At 70.8% G+C, this 13778-nt stretch carries 15 protein-coding genes; 8 read left to right on the top strand and 7 right to left on the bottom strand.

All coding sequences use genetic code 11. The features are described 5' to 3' along the window. Nucleotides 1–13: 13 nt before the first annotated feature. Nucleotides 14–1222, bottom strand: coding sequence for an alpha/beta hydrolase-fold protein (locus ACGFMK_RS03330; protein WP_392758025.1), 1209 nt, complete (start codon nucleotides 1220–1222; stop codon nucleotides 14–16). 146 nt (nucleotides 1223–1368) lie between these two features. After that, complete coding sequence (locus ACGFMK_RS03325) at nucleotides 1369–2331, bottom strand: alpha/beta hydrolase (protein ID WP_392758023.1); 963 nt, start codon at nucleotides 2329–2331, stop codon at nucleotides 1369–1371. 158 nt (nucleotides 2332–2489) lie between these two features. Here ACGFMK_RS03325 and ACGFMK_RS03320 point away from each other — a divergent pair, with 158 nt between their 5' ends. The 3 genes from ACGFMK_RS03320 to ACGFMK_RS03310 all read left to right on the top strand — a co-directional run bounded on the left by ACGFMK_RS03320 (nucleotide 2490) and on the right by ACGFMK_RS03310 (nucleotide 4365). Further along, nucleotides 2490–2942 (top strand): MarR family winged helix-turn-helix transcriptional regulator, encoded by a 453-nt coding sequence (locus tag ACGFMK_RS03320; protein WP_392758021.1) that lies wholly within the window; start codon nucleotides 2490–2492, stop codon nucleotides 2940–2942. A gap of 30 nt (nucleotides 2943–2972) precedes the next feature. After that, entirely contained in the window at nucleotides 2973–3815 is an 843-nt protein-coding gene (locus ACGFMK_RS03315; protein WP_392758020.1) for an SAM-dependent methyltransferase, read from the top strand. A gap of 85 nt (nucleotides 3816–3900) precedes the next feature. Continuing rightward, complete coding sequence (locus tag ACGFMK_RS03310; RefSeq protein WP_392758018.1) at nucleotides 3901–4365, top strand: hypothetical protein; 465 nt, start codon at nucleotides 3901–3903, stop codon at nucleotides 4363–4365. Here ACGFMK_RS03310 and ACGFMK_RS03305 read toward each other — a convergent pair. After that, entirely contained in the window at nucleotides 4362–5300 is a 939-nt protein-coding gene (locus ACGFMK_RS03305) for a patatin family protein (RefSeq protein WP_392758015.1), read from the bottom strand. The genes ACGFMK_RS03310 and ACGFMK_RS03305 overlap by 4 nt on opposite strands. Before the next feature lie 104 nt (nucleotides 5301–5404). On the opposite strand from ACGFMK_RS03305, the gene ACGFMK_RS03300 reads away from it, so the two are divergent. The 3 genes from ACGFMK_RS03300 to ACGFMK_RS03290 are packed head-to-tail and all read left to right on the top strand — an operon-like array spanning nucleotide 5405 to nucleotide 8963. Further along, nucleotides 5405–5947: a PadR family transcriptional regulator gene (locus ACGFMK_RS03300; protein ID WP_392758013.1), complete on the top strand. Its 543-nt coding sequence runs from the start codon at nucleotides 5405–5407 to the stop codon at nucleotides 5945–5947. Next, entirely contained in the window at nucleotides 5947–7959 is a 2013-nt protein-coding gene (locus tag ACGFMK_RS03295) for an FAD-dependent oxidoreductase (RefSeq protein WP_392758007.1), read from the top strand. Before ACGFMK_RS03300 ends, ACGFMK_RS03295 begins: the two co-directional genes overlap by 1 nt. 26 nt (nucleotides 7960–7985) lie before the next feature. Continuing rightward, on the top strand, nucleotides 7986–8963 hold the full coding sequence (locus ACGFMK_RS03290; RefSeq protein ID WP_392758005.1) for a prephenate dehydrogenase: 978 nt from the start codon (nucleotides 7986–7988) through the stop codon (nucleotides 8961–8963). A 62-nt stretch (nucleotides 8964–9025) separates the two neighbouring features. Here ACGFMK_RS03290 and ACGFMK_RS03285 read toward each other — a convergent pair whose 3' ends face one another. Continuing rightward, nucleotides 9026–9247, bottom strand: coding sequence for an antitoxin (locus ACGFMK_RS03285; RefSeq protein WP_323329097.1), 222 nt, complete (start codon nucleotides 9245–9247; stop codon nucleotides 9026–9028). Between the two features lie 23 nt (nucleotides 9248–9270). Then, a complete protein-coding gene (locus tag ACGFMK_RS03280; RefSeq protein WP_392758002.1) occupies nucleotides 9271–11238 on the bottom strand; it encodes an FUSC family protein in 1968 nt (655 codons plus the stop codon). 68 nt (nucleotides 11239–11306) lie between these two features. Here ACGFMK_RS03280 and ACGFMK_RS03275 point away from each other — a divergent pair, with 68 nt between their 5' ends. Both ACGFMK_RS03275 and ACGFMK_RS03270 read left to right on the top strand, forming a co-directional pair. Next, a complete protein-coding gene (locus tag ACGFMK_RS03275; RefSeq protein WP_392757998.1) occupies nucleotides 11307–11756 on the top strand; it encodes an SRPBCC family protein in 450 nt (149 codons plus the stop codon). Between the two features lie 107 nt (nucleotides 11757–11863). Next, complete coding sequence (locus ACGFMK_RS03270) at nucleotides 11864–12649, top strand: polysaccharide deacetylase family protein (protein ID WP_392757995.1); 786 nt, start codon at nucleotides 11864–11866, stop codon at nucleotides 12647–12649. A 3-nt stretch (nucleotides 12650–12652) separates the two neighbouring features. Here the strand turns inward: ACGFMK_RS03270 and ACGFMK_RS03265 are convergent, their stop codons facing one another. Continuing rightward, nucleotides 12653–13132 (bottom strand): carboxypeptidase regulatory-like domain-containing protein, encoded by a 480-nt coding sequence (locus tag ACGFMK_RS03265; RefSeq protein ID WP_392757991.1) that lies wholly within the window; start codon nucleotides 13130–13132, stop codon nucleotides 12653–12655. Then, on the bottom strand, nucleotides 13129–13734 hold the full coding sequence (locus ACGFMK_RS03260) for an RNA polymerase sigma factor (protein WP_392757988.1): 606 nt from the start codon (nucleotides 13732–13734) through the stop codon (nucleotides 13129–13131). Before ACGFMK_RS03260 ends, ACGFMK_RS03265 begins: the two co-directional genes overlap by 4 nt. Between the last annotated feature and the right edge of the window lie 44 nt (nucleotides 13735–13778).

The raw sequence follows: 13778 nt of genomic DNA, 5'->3' as shown, positions 1-13778 counted from the left end.
ACCGGCAACCGGCCTACTGGGCGGTGTCGGCCAGCGCGCCGTGCGCGCCCGAGCGCGGCAGCGGCCAGGGCTGGACGCCGCCGGTGGTCTCGACCTGCCGGACGGGCGGTGCCGGGGCCGTGGTGTGCGCGCCGATCCAGGCGAGGACGTCGGGGATCTGGGACTTGAAGGTGTTCATGTTGTGCCCGGCGTCCGGGATGCGCCACGACGAAAACCGCAGTGGCGGACGCACCGCGAGGCGGATTTGGTCGATGGCAAAGCTTTCGTAGCTCTCTTTGTCACCCGCGATGGCCAGGATGTCCACCGGCGACGGGTGCAGGCGCACGTTGAGCCGGACGTTGTTGGCGTCGTTGATGTCCTGCCGGCCGTGGAAGAGGTCCTCGGTCTCGGCGTCGACCTGAGCCTTGTCGTAACCGCTGACGCTGACCGCCTGCCCGTACCACTGCGGGTGCCGGGTCACCAGGTTCATCGCGCAGTACCCGCCGGACGACCAGCCCGCCATCGTCCAGGCGCGGCGGTCCGGCGCCGCGCCGAGCTTCTGCAGCGCCCAGTCCCGCAGGTCCGCGGTCAGGTAGGTGTCGTTCGCGGTGCGGTTGACCTCGTCGACGCACTCGGTGTCGTGGCCGACCTTCGGGACGCCCGTCGGGTCCGGCACGATCACCACGGTCGGGGGCAGCACGCGCTTGCCGATCGCCGCGTCCAGCTGCTCCGGCAGGTGGTAGCCGCCGGTGACGACCTCGGGGCCGGACGGGTAGTTCGGGATCCACTCGATCACCGGGAACTTGAGGTCCTTGAAGCCCGCGTCGAAGTACTGCGGCGGCAGGTAGACGGTGACGTCGCGGGTGAGCTGGGTGCGCCGCCCGGTCACCTTCATGTGGACGACGGTGCCCTTGCCCTCACGAGCGTGCGCCACCGCCGTGTCGCGCAGCTTCTCGAGGTCTTCGCCGTTCTGCGAGGCCTCGGCGTCGGTGCCCTGCGCGGAGTAGACGCCGGTGCCGAGCAGCGAGCCGACCGTCGGGAAGAACCCGCCGATCATGTTGCCACCCATGCCGACGGAGACGACCAAGAAGACGACCGCGAGCAGGATCGTCGCGCTGCGCCACAGGCGCTTGCGCTTCCAGCGGTCCCAGAACCACGGCACCGCGATGATCGCGAGCAGCGTCAGCACGACCACGATGATCATGTTGACCGGCGAGTCCAGCCGGATGCTGCTGAGATGCATGGGACGGGTCCTTCCAGGCGGGCAAAACGCGCGCCCGATGACGGGACTCGCGTATATAGCACGTTTGACCCACCACCTGCGTTGCGGCCCTGTGAGTTCTGTCATAGGGCCGCAACGCGGGACTCGCTCAGCGCTCTCTCAGGAATTCACTTCGCGAAGGCGCGCGTCAGCACCGTGATCGCCTGCGTGATCGCGGCTTCGGCGGCGTGGGTTTCGCGCATCGCGTTCACCATCACGAAGTCGTGGATGATGCCCTGGTACCGCACGGCCGTGACGGGCACGCCGGCCTGACGCAGCTTCGCCGCGTACGCCTCGCCCTCGTCGCGGAGGACGTCGGCCTCGCCGGTGATCACCAGTGCCGGCGGCAGCCCGGAAAGCTCTTCCAGCGACGCGCGCAGCGGGGACGCGGTGATCTCCGCGCGCTGGGCGGGGTCGGTCGTGTACTGGTCCCAGAACCACTTCATGCCCTCACGGCCGAGGAAGTAGCCCTCGGCGAACTTCGTGTACGACTCGGTGTCGAAGTTCGCGTCGGTGACCGGGTAGAAGAGCACCTGCTGCCGGAAGGTGACGTCGCCGCGCCGCTTGGCGAGGATCGTCAGCGCCGCGGTCATGTTCCCGCCGACCGAGTCGCCCGCGACGGCGATGCGCGAGGGGTCCAGACCCTTCTCGGCACCGTGCTCGGCGACCCACTTCGCCACGGCGTAGCTCTGCTCGATCGCGACCGGGTAGCGCGCCTCCGGCGAGCGGTCGTACTCCGGGAAGACGACGGCGGCACCGGTACCGGCGGCCAGCTCGCGCACCAGGCGCTGGTGCGTGTGGAAGTCGCCGAACACCCAGCCCGCGCCGTGGACGTAGACGATCACCGGCAGCGGCCCGGAAACACCCGCGGGGCGGACGATCCGGGTCTCGACCTCGCCGGTCGGGCCACCCGGCACCCGAAGCACCTCGATCTCGGCGTCGGCCATGGCGACCTCGCCGTCCTGGACACCGTCGACGGCCTTGCGCCCCTCTTCCGGCGGCAGCTGGAACAGGTACGGCGGCTGGTCGGTGGCCTCGGCGAACGCCTGCGCGGCCGGTTCCAGGGCGAGGTGGTGCGGGTTGGCGGTCATGTCTGCCTCCTCGGGGCGGGTGGAACAACCTGATGGCGCAAAGGTAGCTCTCAACTAAGTTGTGCACAACTGAATGACGTCCAATGAGATTAAGGGCACTTAGGTTGCACCGCCACGCCGTGGCCGGGATCATGGAGAGTTACGAGAGAGGAGGCGCCATGGCATCGCTGCGACTGGACGACCAGCTCTGCTTCGGGCTGTACTCGGCGTCGCGCGCGGTGACGTCGCTGTACCGGGTCATCCTGGAGGACCTCGACCTGACCTACCCCCAGTACCTGGTCATGCTGGCGCTCTGGGAGCAGGACAACCGGCTGGTCAAGGAACTCGGCGCCGAGCTGAACCTCGACTCGGGCACACTCTCGCCGCTGCTCAAGCGGCTGCACGCGGCCGGGCTGGTCGAGCGGAACCGGCAGCAGGACGACGAGCGCGCGGTCATGGTCAGCCTCAGCGACGCCGGGAAGGCGCTGCGGGAGAAGGCCGTGAACCTCCCGGACGTCATCGGCGACGCGATGGGGCTCGACGCGGCCGGGCTCGCCCGGATGCGCGCCGAACTGGACCGTTTGACGGAGACCGTGAACGCCTACCGCGAGGCCCTGACGCCGGCTGGATAGCATGGTCGGCAAGCCACTCAGGGGGCGAGCATGATCAACCACGACGACGCGCTCAAGGCCGTCGAAAGCAGCCTCGACCGGCCGTCGGCGGCCCGGATCTACGACTACTTCATCGGCGGGAACACGAACTACGCGATCGATCGCGCGTTCGCCGAGAAGGTCCGCGCGCGGCTGCCGCTCATGGGCGACTACTGCCTGACCAGCCGGCAGTTCCTCGGCCGCGCCGTGCGCGAGTGCGTGCGCGCCGGGATCCGGCAGTTCGTCGACATCGGCTCCGGCCTGCCGACGGCGGGCAACGTCCACGAAGTCGCCGACGAGACGCGCGAAGAGCTCGACACGCGCGTGCTCTACATCGACAACGAGCCGATCGCCCTCGCGCACTCGACACTGCTGCTCGCCGACACCGCCGACCCCGGACGCCACCACGCGATCGCCGCGGACTTCCTGCAGCCCGAGGACCTCTGGGACCGCGTGACCGCTTCGGGCATCATCAACGTGCGCGAGCCGGTGGCGCTGGTGATCAACGCCGTCATGCACTTCATCAAGGACGACCAGAACCCCGACCGGCTGCTCGCCTTCTACCGCCGGAAGCTCGCCCCCGGATCGCTGCTGGTGCTGTCGCAGATGACCAACGAGAACCCGGTCAACGACGACGAGCGGCAGGCGCTGATCGACCTGCTCGAGTACTACGAGACCACGACCAACCCGGGTTTCCTGCGCCCGATGGCCGAGTTCGAACGCTTCTTCGGCGACTGGCCGATGCTGGCGCCCGGGCTCGTCTACGCGCCGGCGTGGCACCCGGACGCCCACACCGTGTTCGCCGCGTCGCCGTCCGAGTCGCGGGTGATCGGCGGCATCGCCCGCAAGCCCTGATCCACCTGGCTTCCACCCCCGGGTTGACGCTCCGGGGCGCCGGCGCGAGCACCGTGGTGCGCACGCACCGCGGAAGGGAACGCTCGTGAACAGCTCGGTCAACGTCCTCGTCGGACTCGTCGTCGTGGCCTGGATCCTGTGGCGCCAGACGCAGAAGCGCCCGGTCCGGGAGGACCGCAGGCCGGCCGTGCTGCTGATCCTGCTGGTGCTCGGGGTGCTCCAGCTGAGCACCTTCTTCAAGAACGCGACGTCGTCGGGCCCGGTGATCGGCCTGCTCGTCGGCAGCCTGGTGCTGGCCGCGGGGTTCGGGGTCGTCCGCGGGTACACCGTGCGGCTCTGGCGCCAGGACGGGCAGCTGTTCCGCCAGGGCACCTGGCTCACGATCGTGCTGTGGCTGGCCGGCATCGGTGTCCACATCGGACTCGACGCGCTGATCGACAGCAGCGCGAAGGGCCTGGGCACCGCGTCGATCCTGCTGTACCTGGCCGTCTCGCTGGGCACGCAGCGGCTGGTCGTCCAGTCGCGCGCGAACCACGCCGTGCGCGTCTAGGACGCTTCGCGCAGCCCTTCCAGCACGTCGAGGACGGCGCTCTTGCCCAGGTCCACGGCTTTGCGCAGGACTTCGGGATCACGTTCCAGCACCGCCACGTCCGGCGAGCCCATCGGCGGCCGGACGCTGAGGATGCGCGGGTCGCTCGCGAGGATCTCCTCGTCTTCGACGTCCCGGCGGTAGGTGTCGTGCCAGGCGGCGATCGTGCCCGGCGCCTGGCGGCGCAGGAACCGCGGCACGACGACGTCCTGCACCCGCGGCGGCCGCAGCGGCAGCTCGTCGGCGCGGCGGGTGCGCAGCACCAGGACATCGGTCGAGTTCTGGGCGAGCGCGGTGCGGAACGGGATCGGCTCGGCCACCCCGGCGTCGACGAACCGGCGCCCGGCCATCGGGATCGGCGGCCCGGCCAGCACCGGCATGCAGGACGACGCGGCGAGCGAGACCTTGACCGCGTCGACGTCGTCGATGAACGGGTGCAGGTCGGTGGACTCGCCGGTGTCGGCGTCGGTGGCCAGCGGGTGGAACGTCACCGGGTTGGCCAGGATCGCCGGGAAGTCCATCGGCTCCAGCACCGAATAGACCTGGTGGACGAGGTACTCGAGGTCGATCACCGCGCGGCCGCGCAGGGTGTGCAGCGGGTTGATGATCCGGCGCATGACCACCGGGTTCCACCAGGTCCGCACCCCCGTCGACGAGCGGCCGCAGAGCAGCCAGGCGCCGTTCAGCGCGCCGGCCGACGAGCCGTAGACGGCGTCGAACGCGGGCGTGATCCCCAGTTCGTCCAACGCCAGGACCATGCCGCTCGAATAGGTGCCACGGCTGCTCCCGCCTTCGATGGCCAGCGCGAGGCGCCGGCCGTCCGTGCGTTCGCCCGGGACACTGCCGGTCGCCATCCGTTCGGAGATCAGTTCGAGTACCGGGTGCACTCCTCCCATCCTGGTCTTTTACGCCGATTCGTCGACCCGTTTTGCGTCACTCGGCAGGGTGAAGTGATGCGCGCCTCGTTGCACTGCACCTAGTTGCATAGCACTCTCGGAGCATGGCCCTGGAGCACGCGATCCTCGTTTCGCTGTCCGAGCGCGCCGGCTCGGGCTACGAGCTCACGCGCCGCTTCGAGAAGTCGATCGGGCTCTTCTGGAGCGCCACCCACCAGCAGATCTACCGCGTGCTGAAGCGGATGGAAGAGGCCGCCTGGGTGGGCGTCGACGTCGTCACGCAGTCGGGGCGGCCGGACAAGAAGGTCTACACGGTCAGCGAAGGCGGACGCGCCGAACTCGTCCGCTGGCTCGCCGAGCCGGACCCGTCGGCCGGGCCGGTCGAACTCGCGGTGAAGATCCGCGGCGCCACCTTCGGCGATCCCGGCGCCGTCGCGGCCGAGATCGTCCGGCACCGCGCGGCGCACGCCGAGCGCCTCGACGTCTACCGGCAGATCGAGAAGCGCGACTTCCCCGCCCCGGCCGGTCTCGAAGGCCGGCACCTGCACCAGTACCTGGTCCTGCGCGGCGGCATCCGCGTCGAGGAGGGCCAGGTCGAGTGGTTCGACGAAGTGCTCGCCGCTCTCCACCACGAGAAGGACGCCTGATGAGCCCCTACCCGAACTTGCTGGCCCCGCTGGATCTCGGCTTCACGACCCTGCGCAACCGCGTGCTCATGGGCTCGATGCACACCGGACTCGAGGACCGGGCCGCGCACTTCCCCGAGCTGGCCGAGTACTACGCCGAGCGCGCCCGCGGCGGCGTCGGGCTGATCGTCACCGGCGGGTTCGCGCCGAACCGCACCGGCTGGCTGCTGCCGCTCGCGTCGAAGCTGACGACGTCCGCCGAGGCGCGGCAGCACCGGCAGCTCACCGCGCCGGTGCACGAGGCGGGCGGCAAGATCGCGCTGCAGATCCTGCACGCGGGCCGCTACGCCTACCACCCGCTGAGCGTGTCCGCGTCGAGCCGCAAGGCGCCGATCAACCCGTTCCGGCCACGGGCGCTGACCGGTTACGGCGTGCACCAGCAGATCCGCGCCTTCGCCGACTGTGCGGCTCTCGCCCGCGAAGCGGGTTACGACGGCGTCGAGATCATGGGGTCCGAGGGTTACCTGATCAACCAGTTCCTGGCCGAGCGCACCAACAAACGCACCGACGCCTGGGGTGGCAGCCCGGAGAACCGCCGCCGGTTCGCCGTCGAAATCGTGCGGCGGACACGCGAGAAGGTCGGCGACGACTTCATCATCATCTACCGGCTCTCCATGCTCGACCTCGTGCCGGGCGGCCAGCGCTGGGAGGACGTCGTCGCGCTCGCGAAGGACGTCGAGGCCGCCGGGGCGACGATCATCAACACCGGCATCGGCTGGCACGAGGCCCGGGTGCCGACGATCGTCACGTCGGTGCCGCGCGCCGCGTTCACCTGGGTCACCGGGAAGCTCAAGCCGCACGTCGGGATCCCGGTGGTGACGTCGAACCGGATCAACATGCCGCAGGTGGCCGAGGAGGCCCTGGCGAGCGGCGACGCCGACCTCGTGTCGATGGCCCGGCCGTTCCTCGCCGATCCCGAGTGGATCCGGAAGGCCGAGAGCGGGCGCGAGGACGAGATCAACACCTGCATCGCCTGCAACCAGGCCTGTCTCGACCACGCGTTCAAGCGCAAGCTGGTGTCCTGCATGGTGAATCCGCGCGCCGGCCACGAGACGACGTTGACGCTGGCTCCGGCCCGCCGCTCGAAGCACGTCGCCGTCGTCGGCGCCGGGCCCGCCGGGCTGTCGTCCGCCACCGCGCTCGCCGAGCGCGGCCACCGCGTCGAACTGTTCGAAGCGGACGACGAGATCGGCGGCCAGTTCGGCATCGCGCGGAAGATCCCCGGCAAGGAGGAGTTCGCCGAGACGATCCGCTACTACCGGCGGCGGCTCGAGGTGACCGGCGTGAAGCTGCACCTCGGCACCCGCGTCACCGCGGCGGAGCTGGCGGACTTCGACGAGGTCGTCGTGGCCACCGGCGTCGCGCCGCGGGTGCCGTCGCTGCCCGGCATCGACCACCCGAAGGTGCTGTCGTACGTGGACGTCGTCCGGCACGGCAAGCCGGTCGGTGACCGGGTCGCGGTGATCGGCGCCGGCGGGATCGGCGTCGACGTCAGCGAGTTCCTGACGCACACGGACTCCCCCGCGCTGGACCTCGACGCGTGGATGGCCGAGTGGGGTGTCACCGATCCCGAACAGGCGCCCGGCGGGCTCGCCGAGCCGAAGCCCGAGCCGTCGCCGCGGCAGGTCTACCTGCTGCAGCGCAAGAAGTCCGGGATCGGCGCCGGGCTCGGCAAGACGTCCGGCTGGGTGCACCGGGCCGCGCTGAAGGCGAAGGGCGTCGAACGGATTCCCGGCGTCACCTACGACCGGATCGACGACGCCGGCCTGCACATCACCGTCGACGGCCGGGCGCGGCTGCTGGAGGTCGACACCGTCGTCGTCTGCGCCGGTCAGGAGCCGGTGCGGGACCTGGCCGACGAGCTGACGGCCTCGGGGCGGCCGGTGCACGTGATCGGCGGGGCCGACGTCGCCGCCGAACTCGACGCGAAACGCGCGATCGACCAGGGAACGCGGCTCGCGGCCGCGCTGTAGCCCGGGATGCCTTCCGCACTGGCAGGATGAACCCCGTGCGAGACGTATGCGTGATCGGGCTCGGGCTGATCGGCGGGTCGTTGCTGCGCGCGGCGGCCGCGAGCGGCCGCACGGCGTGGGGAGCGGCGGTTTCCGAAGTGGACGCCGACGCGGCGAGCAGAGCGGGGTTCGACGTCACGACCGACGTCGAGGCCGCGCTGCACCGGGCGGCCGCGGACGACGCGCTGGTGGTCATGGCCGTGCCGCTGCCGGCCGTCGAGGACCTGCTGCGCCTGGTCGCCCAGCACGCTTCGCACTGCCTGCTCACCGACGTCACCAGCGTGAAGGCGCCGGTGCTCGACGCCGTCCGCCGCCGGGTGCCGTACACGCGGTACGTCGGCGGGCACCCGATGGCCGGGACGTCGCATTCGGGCTGGCTGGCCAGCGACGCTTCGCTGTTCCGCGGCGCCGCCTGGGTGGTCGCCGTCGAAGAGGACACGGACCTCGAAGCCTGGGCCGAGGTGGCGCAGCTGGTGCTCGACCTCGGCGCGCACGTCGTGCCGCTGCCCGCGGAGTCGCACGACGAGGCCGTCGCGCGGATCTCGCACCTGCCGCACCTGTTCGCCGCGATCCTCGCCACCATCGGCGCCGAGGGCGGCCCGCTGGCGATGTCGCTCGCGGCCGGCTCCTACCGCGACGGGACGCGGGTCGCGGGGTCGAACCCGCACCTCGTGCGCGCGATGACCGAAGGCAACCGGGACGCGCTGCTCCCGATCGTCGACGAAGCACTCGGCCGGCTGGGCGCCGCGCGCGGCTCGCTGGCGTCGACCGGCGGCCTGGCGGCGACGATCAACGCGGGACACGAAGGCGCGCAAGCGCTTGCGGCCAGCCTGGACGTCGAGCGGGCGGGCGTCCGGATCAGCCTGTCCGCTCCGGACGCCCGCGACGGCCTGATCGCGCTCGGCGAGCGCGGCGGCCGGATCACCGGCCTCTCGGACGGGATCGCGACCGGCGAGGTCCAGTAGTCCGTGAAGGCCACATCGAGGGACTCGGAGTCCCTCGATGTGGCCTTCACGGACTTGGGAACCTACTGGGCCGGCGGGGCGGGCGGCGGGTTGTCCGGCGTGTCGTCGAACTTGTTGAGGAAGTCCTTCGCCTTCTCGACGCCGCCGTCGATCTGCGAGTCGTGGCCGGCGAACTTCGACTTCGCGAAGTCGGCCGCCTTGTCGAGCCCCTGCTCGATCTTGTCGTTGTGCTCGCGCAGGGCCTCTTCGGCCTTGCCCTTCAACGCGTCGAAGTCGATTCCCATGGGTGCATTGAACAGCACTCGCGTCAGGTACGCCTGTGCTCGGGCAGAAACCGCCTGACCAGCCGCAACGGCGTGTGTTCGACCAGGTCCGGCCCGCGGACCGCGTCGAACGCCGACTCGAGCTGGTCGACCACCCCGGCCAGCTGCTCGCTGTCGGGCAGCGGCACCGATTCCGGCGTCCGCTGCTCGCGGATCGACGACGCCAGCTCGTCGAGCGCGGCGGTGATCAGCTCGACGTCGGCCGGGGCCGGTGGTGTCACCCCGCGCCCGATCGTCACGCCGACCTCCGTCACGGCGTCGGCGACCCGTTCCTGCGCGGCGATGACCGGCCACCACGCCACCGCCTGGCGGCCGTTGGCCGACGGCTCGACGACCACCTGCTGGAACGCCGTCCGCAGGTCGGCCAGCGACCGGTAGGCACCGCGCCGGGCCCGGGACCGCGCCAGCCGCGCGTCCCCCGACGACGACTCGACCAGGGCGTGCTCGACGTACTTCGCGACGGCGTCCAGCCCGTCGGCCAGCCGGCCGCCGACCTGGGGACGACGGCTGCCGGGCCACAGCAGGTAACCGAAGACCAGGACGATCACGCAGCCCAGCACCGTGTCGACCAGCCGCGCGACGACGACGTCCCAGCTCCCGGTGTTCGCCAGGTCCATCTGCAGGATGATCAACGGCGTCACGAACGCGCTGAGGATGCCGTAGTTGCGCACCTTCCCGACCGCGACGCCGCCGGCGAAGATCGCGATCAGCGCCACCAGGATCCAGCCGCGGCCGCCCGCGGCGAGCACCACGGCACCGATCCCGACGCCGGCGACCGTGCCGATCCCGCGCAGCACCGCGCGGCCGAAGACCGAGCCGAAGTCCGGCTTGAGCACGATCCCCACGGTCAGGGTGATCCAGTACGAGCGTTCCAGCGGCACGAGCAGCCCGACGACCTCGGCGATCGCGACGCACAGCGTCAGCCGGGCCGCGGCGATCCAGGTCAGCGGGCCGGACGCGAGCGAGCCCGCCCACGTGCGCAGGCGCCGGTACCAGGGCGTCCGCTCCCGGCGTTTCCGGTCGTCACCCTTCCCGATCCGGACCAGGCCGGCGTACAGGGCGGCCAGCAGCGGGTCGGCGTCGTCGTCCGGTTCCGGCGGCGGCTCGGGCAGCGGCTGGCTCGCCAGCACCGCGGCCGACAGCGCGACGAAGTGGTCGATGACCTCGCCGGACACGCGACGCCCGGCGTTGACGATCGCCACCGACGCCTCGACCGCGGGTGTCGTCGCCGAGAGCAGGTTGAGCAGCCGGCGGTAGGCGGCGTCGCGGCCGGACAGCCACGAGCGCGCGGTGAGCAGCTGGTCGTAGGCGGTGTTCATGGCCGTGGTCAGCCGGTGGCGGGCCACCCGCGAGACGGCCTCGTCGTCCGCCGAGAGCATCGCGGCCAGCTCGACGTAGACGTGCGCGACGGCGCTGCGTTCGGCGCTGGTCGCGCGGACCGTCCAGGTGACGAGCGCGACCAGCATGCTCCAGACGGCGCCGATGCAGAAGCAGCCCAGCAGGATCTCGACGCGCACGCCGGTCGCGTGCTGGCCGGTGCCGAGCACGCAGAACACGAACATCTGCAGCCCGGCGACCGAGGCGTTGCTGCCGGCCGCGCTGATCAGCGCGGACACCGCGGCGACCAGGATCACCGCGGGCACGGACAGCGCGGGCGTGCCGCCGGTGAGCAGGCCGACGACGTAGCCGGCGGTCGCGGCGAGCGTCGCGCCGCCGCGGCGTCGCGCGCGGTAGCGGTACGGGCCCGCCGACTCGGACAGGACGGCGGGCAGGGCACCGGTCGAGATCAGGGCGCCCACGGCGATGTCGCCCGCCGCGTAACCCACGGCCAGCGGGACGGCGAGCGCGATCACGGCCCGGGCGACCATGTTCCAGGGCACCGGGACCGGCTTGCTCCGCAACAGCTGGACCAGCCAGTGCGGCGCGGCGATGTCGGGGCGCGGGGTGCTCACGCCCCCATCTTGACCTACGCTGCCGGAAGCGCTTAATTATCAACCTGTCAACAACGTGGGAGGTTCCGGTGGGCCGCAAGTACTCCTTCGAGGTCAACCGCACGAGCACCGCGCCGCCGTCGGCGTTGTTCGCGCGGGAAGCCGACGGCCCGCGCTGGGCGGAGTGGGGAAAGCCACTGATCATCCAGGCCGGCTGGGTGCGACAGGGCACCGAGGAGCCGAACGGTGTCGGCGCCGTTCGCGCGGTCGGCCTGTGGCCGGTGCTGATCAAGGAGGAGACGGTCGAGTACGAGCAGGACCACCGGCACGTCTACACGTTCTTCGGGGCCAACCCGATCAAGGACTACCGGGCCGAGGTGTTCTTCACCCCGACCGTCGACGGCGGCACACACCTGCGCTGGACCGGCTCGTTCACCGAGCCCGTGCGCGGCAGCGGCCCGATCCTGGCCGCCGGGCTCAAGAGCGCCATCAAGCTGTTCTCGGCGAAGCTGGTCAAGGCGGCCGAAACCGGGCACTGACCTGGGTGCGTCAGGCCACACAAGATCGTTTGACGCAACTTCACACCCCACTCCAACGTCACTCTTTCGGGTAGTCATCGACTACCCTTCGAAAGGGGGGCGTGGGAATGTTCCGCAAGAAGCGACACGGAAGAGTGACAGCGGCGGTGGCCGCGGCGGCTGTAGTGCTCTCGGCGCTCACGGCGTGTTCGAGCGCCCAGCCGGCGCCACCCGAACCCAGCCAGCCGAACCCGGCTCCCGGTGGCGGGCCCGGTTCGACGCCCGCGGCGCCCTACGCGTTCGGCACCGTGCAGCAGAAGGCGCCCGCCGCCGCGAACGGCGAGGTCCAGGTCGTCCGCAGGATCACCACCGACAAGCCGTACGTCTTCCTCACGATGGACGACGGCGCGGTCAAGGACCCGGACGCGCTCAAGCTGATGCAGCAGTCCGGCACGCACCCGGTGCTGTTCCTGAACCAGAAGTACGTGAAGGGCCACGAGGCCTACTTCAAGCAGATCCTCGACGCGACCGGCGCGACGCTCGGCGACCACACGGTCGACCACCCGAACCTCAAGGGCAAGCCGTTCGAGTTCCAGCGCAAGGAGATCTGCGACGACGCCGACGACTTCCAGAAGAGCCTCGGCGTGCGGCCGTCGCTGTTCCGGCCGCCGTTCGGCAACTACGACCACACCACGCTGCGCGCGGCGGCCGCGTGCGGGATGCGCGTCGCGGTGCTGTGGACGGCCGCGGTCAACGACGGGCACGTCCAGTTCCAGGCCGGCGACAAGCTCAAGCCGGGCGACATCGTGCTGATGCACTTCCGGAAGACCTTCAAAGAGGACTACACGGCGTTCGTCGAGCAGGCGAAGAAGGACGGGCTCACCCCCGTCCCCCTCGCCGACTTCCTCGGCTGACCGCTAGAGCACCACGGTCGGCGTGACGACGGTCCGGCGGCACGTCACGTCACCGAGGTGCACCAGGATCTGCGTGGTCCCGCGGGGCACGTTGTCGAGCACGAACCGGCCGCCTTCGTCGGCGGTCGTGGACGTCGTCCCGTGCTCGGCGACGCGCACCTCGACGCCGTACTGGCCGGCCGGCACCAGCCAGCCGTCGATGCGGTGCTGCTTGCCGATCTTGGTCAGGTTGATCATCACGGTCAGGTCGCTGACGGTGAAGGTGATCGTGCCGGTGCCGCTGCCGCGCACGCCGGCCAGGTTGTCGAGCCGTTCCCAGCGGGCGACCTCGACGTCGAGGTCCTCCAGCGCGAGCGCGAACTGGACCCGCTGCACCAGGTCGTCCGGCACCGGATCGAGCTCGTCGAGCAGGCGGCCGATGTCGGCCAGCAGGATTTCGTCGTCCGCGGAGGCCGTGCCTCCCGGTGCCCCGACTTCGTTCATCGGCTGCCCCCTTCACTGGCGAGGAGATCGCGCATCTGGTCGAGGCAGCGCCCTCTGGTCGGTCCGACGCTGCCGCGCGGCATCCGCAACGCTTCGGCGACGAGCTGGTACTCCGCGCGGCCCGCGAGAACGGTCAGCCGGAGCAACTCCTGACAGCGGTTGGGCAGCCGGACGAAGGCGCGCCAGACCCGGCGATCGCGGTCGGCGCGGACGGCTTCGTCTTCGGGAGCCGGTTGGGTGCTGGGCATGGCTTCGGCCACCTCGTCGCTCAGCGGGACGGGTTGCATGCGGCGGCCGTGGGGGTGCGTCGCCTCGCGCCGGGTCGTGGTGATCAACCAGGCGGCGAGAGCCTTGGGATCACGCAGCTTTCCGAGCTGGCTGAAGAGGGCGAGCCACACCGTCTGGACCACGTCCTCGGCGACCGACCGGTCGAGGCCGTTCGCCCTGGCGACGTGCCAGACGAGCGGGGTGAGCTCGTCGACCAGGCGGGCCATCGCCTGGCGGTCGCCTTCTCTCGCCGCGTGCATGCAGGCGGCATGCAGCTCGGCGCCGGTCAGGCCCTCCCAAGGAGGATCAACCTCTGCGGTTTGCACGTCGGTCACCGTATCTGCCCCTCTTCGCAAACGTCTTCGAGTCGGCTTCGGCA

Source organism: Amycolatopsis sp. NPDC049252 (assembly GCF_043197175.1).
GTDB lineage: Bacteria > Actinomycetota > Actinomycetes > Mycobacteriales > Pseudonocardiaceae > Amycolatopsis.
The sequence above is the reverse complement of the archived record's forward strand: the minus strand, read 5'-3'. Positions and strand labels throughout refer to the sequence as shown.

Coding starts and splice junctions, on each gene's coding strand:
- ACGFMK_RS03330 (WP_392758025.1), bottom strand. CDS start 1,222: ATGCATCTCAGCAGCATCCGGCTGGACTCGCCGGTCAACATGATCATC.
- ACGFMK_RS03325 (WP_392758023.1), bottom strand. CDS start 2,331: ATGACCGCCAACCCGCACCACCTCGCCCTGGAACCGGCCGCGCAGGCG.
- ACGFMK_RS03320 (WP_392758021.1), top strand. CDS start 2,490: ATGGCATCGCTGCGACTGGACGACCAGCTCTGCTTCGGGCTGTACTCG.
- ACGFMK_RS03315 (WP_392758020.1), top strand. CDS start 2,973: ATGATCAACCACGACGACGCGCTCAAGGCCGTCGAAAGCAGCCTCGAC.
- ACGFMK_RS03305 (WP_392758015.1), bottom strand. CDS start 5,300: ATGGGAGGAGTGCACCCGGTACTCGAACTGATCTCCGAACGGATGGCG.
- ACGFMK_RS03300 (WP_392758013.1), top strand. CDS start 5,405: ATGGCCCTGGAGCACGCGATCCTCGTTTCGCTGTCCGAGCGCGCCGGC.
- ACGFMK_RS03295 (WP_392758007.1), top strand. CDS start 5,947: ATGAGCCCCTACCCGAACTTGCTGGCCCCGCTGGATCTCGGCTTCACG.
- ACGFMK_RS03290 (WP_392758005.1), top strand. CDS start 7,986: ATGAACCCCGTGCGAGACGTATGCGTGATCGGGCTCGGGCTGATCGGC.
- ACGFMK_RS03285 (WP_323329097.1), bottom strand. CDS start 9,247: ATGGGAATCGACTTCGACGCGTTGAAGGGCAAGGCCGAAGAGGCCCTG.
- ACGFMK_RS03270 (WP_392757995.1), top strand. CDS start 11,864: ATGTTCCGCAAGAAGCGACACGGAAGAGTGACAGCGGCGGTGGCCGCG.
- ACGFMK_RS03265 (WP_392757991.1), bottom strand. CDS start 13,132: ATGAACGAAGTCGGGGCACCGGGAGGCACGGCCTCCGCGGACGACGAA.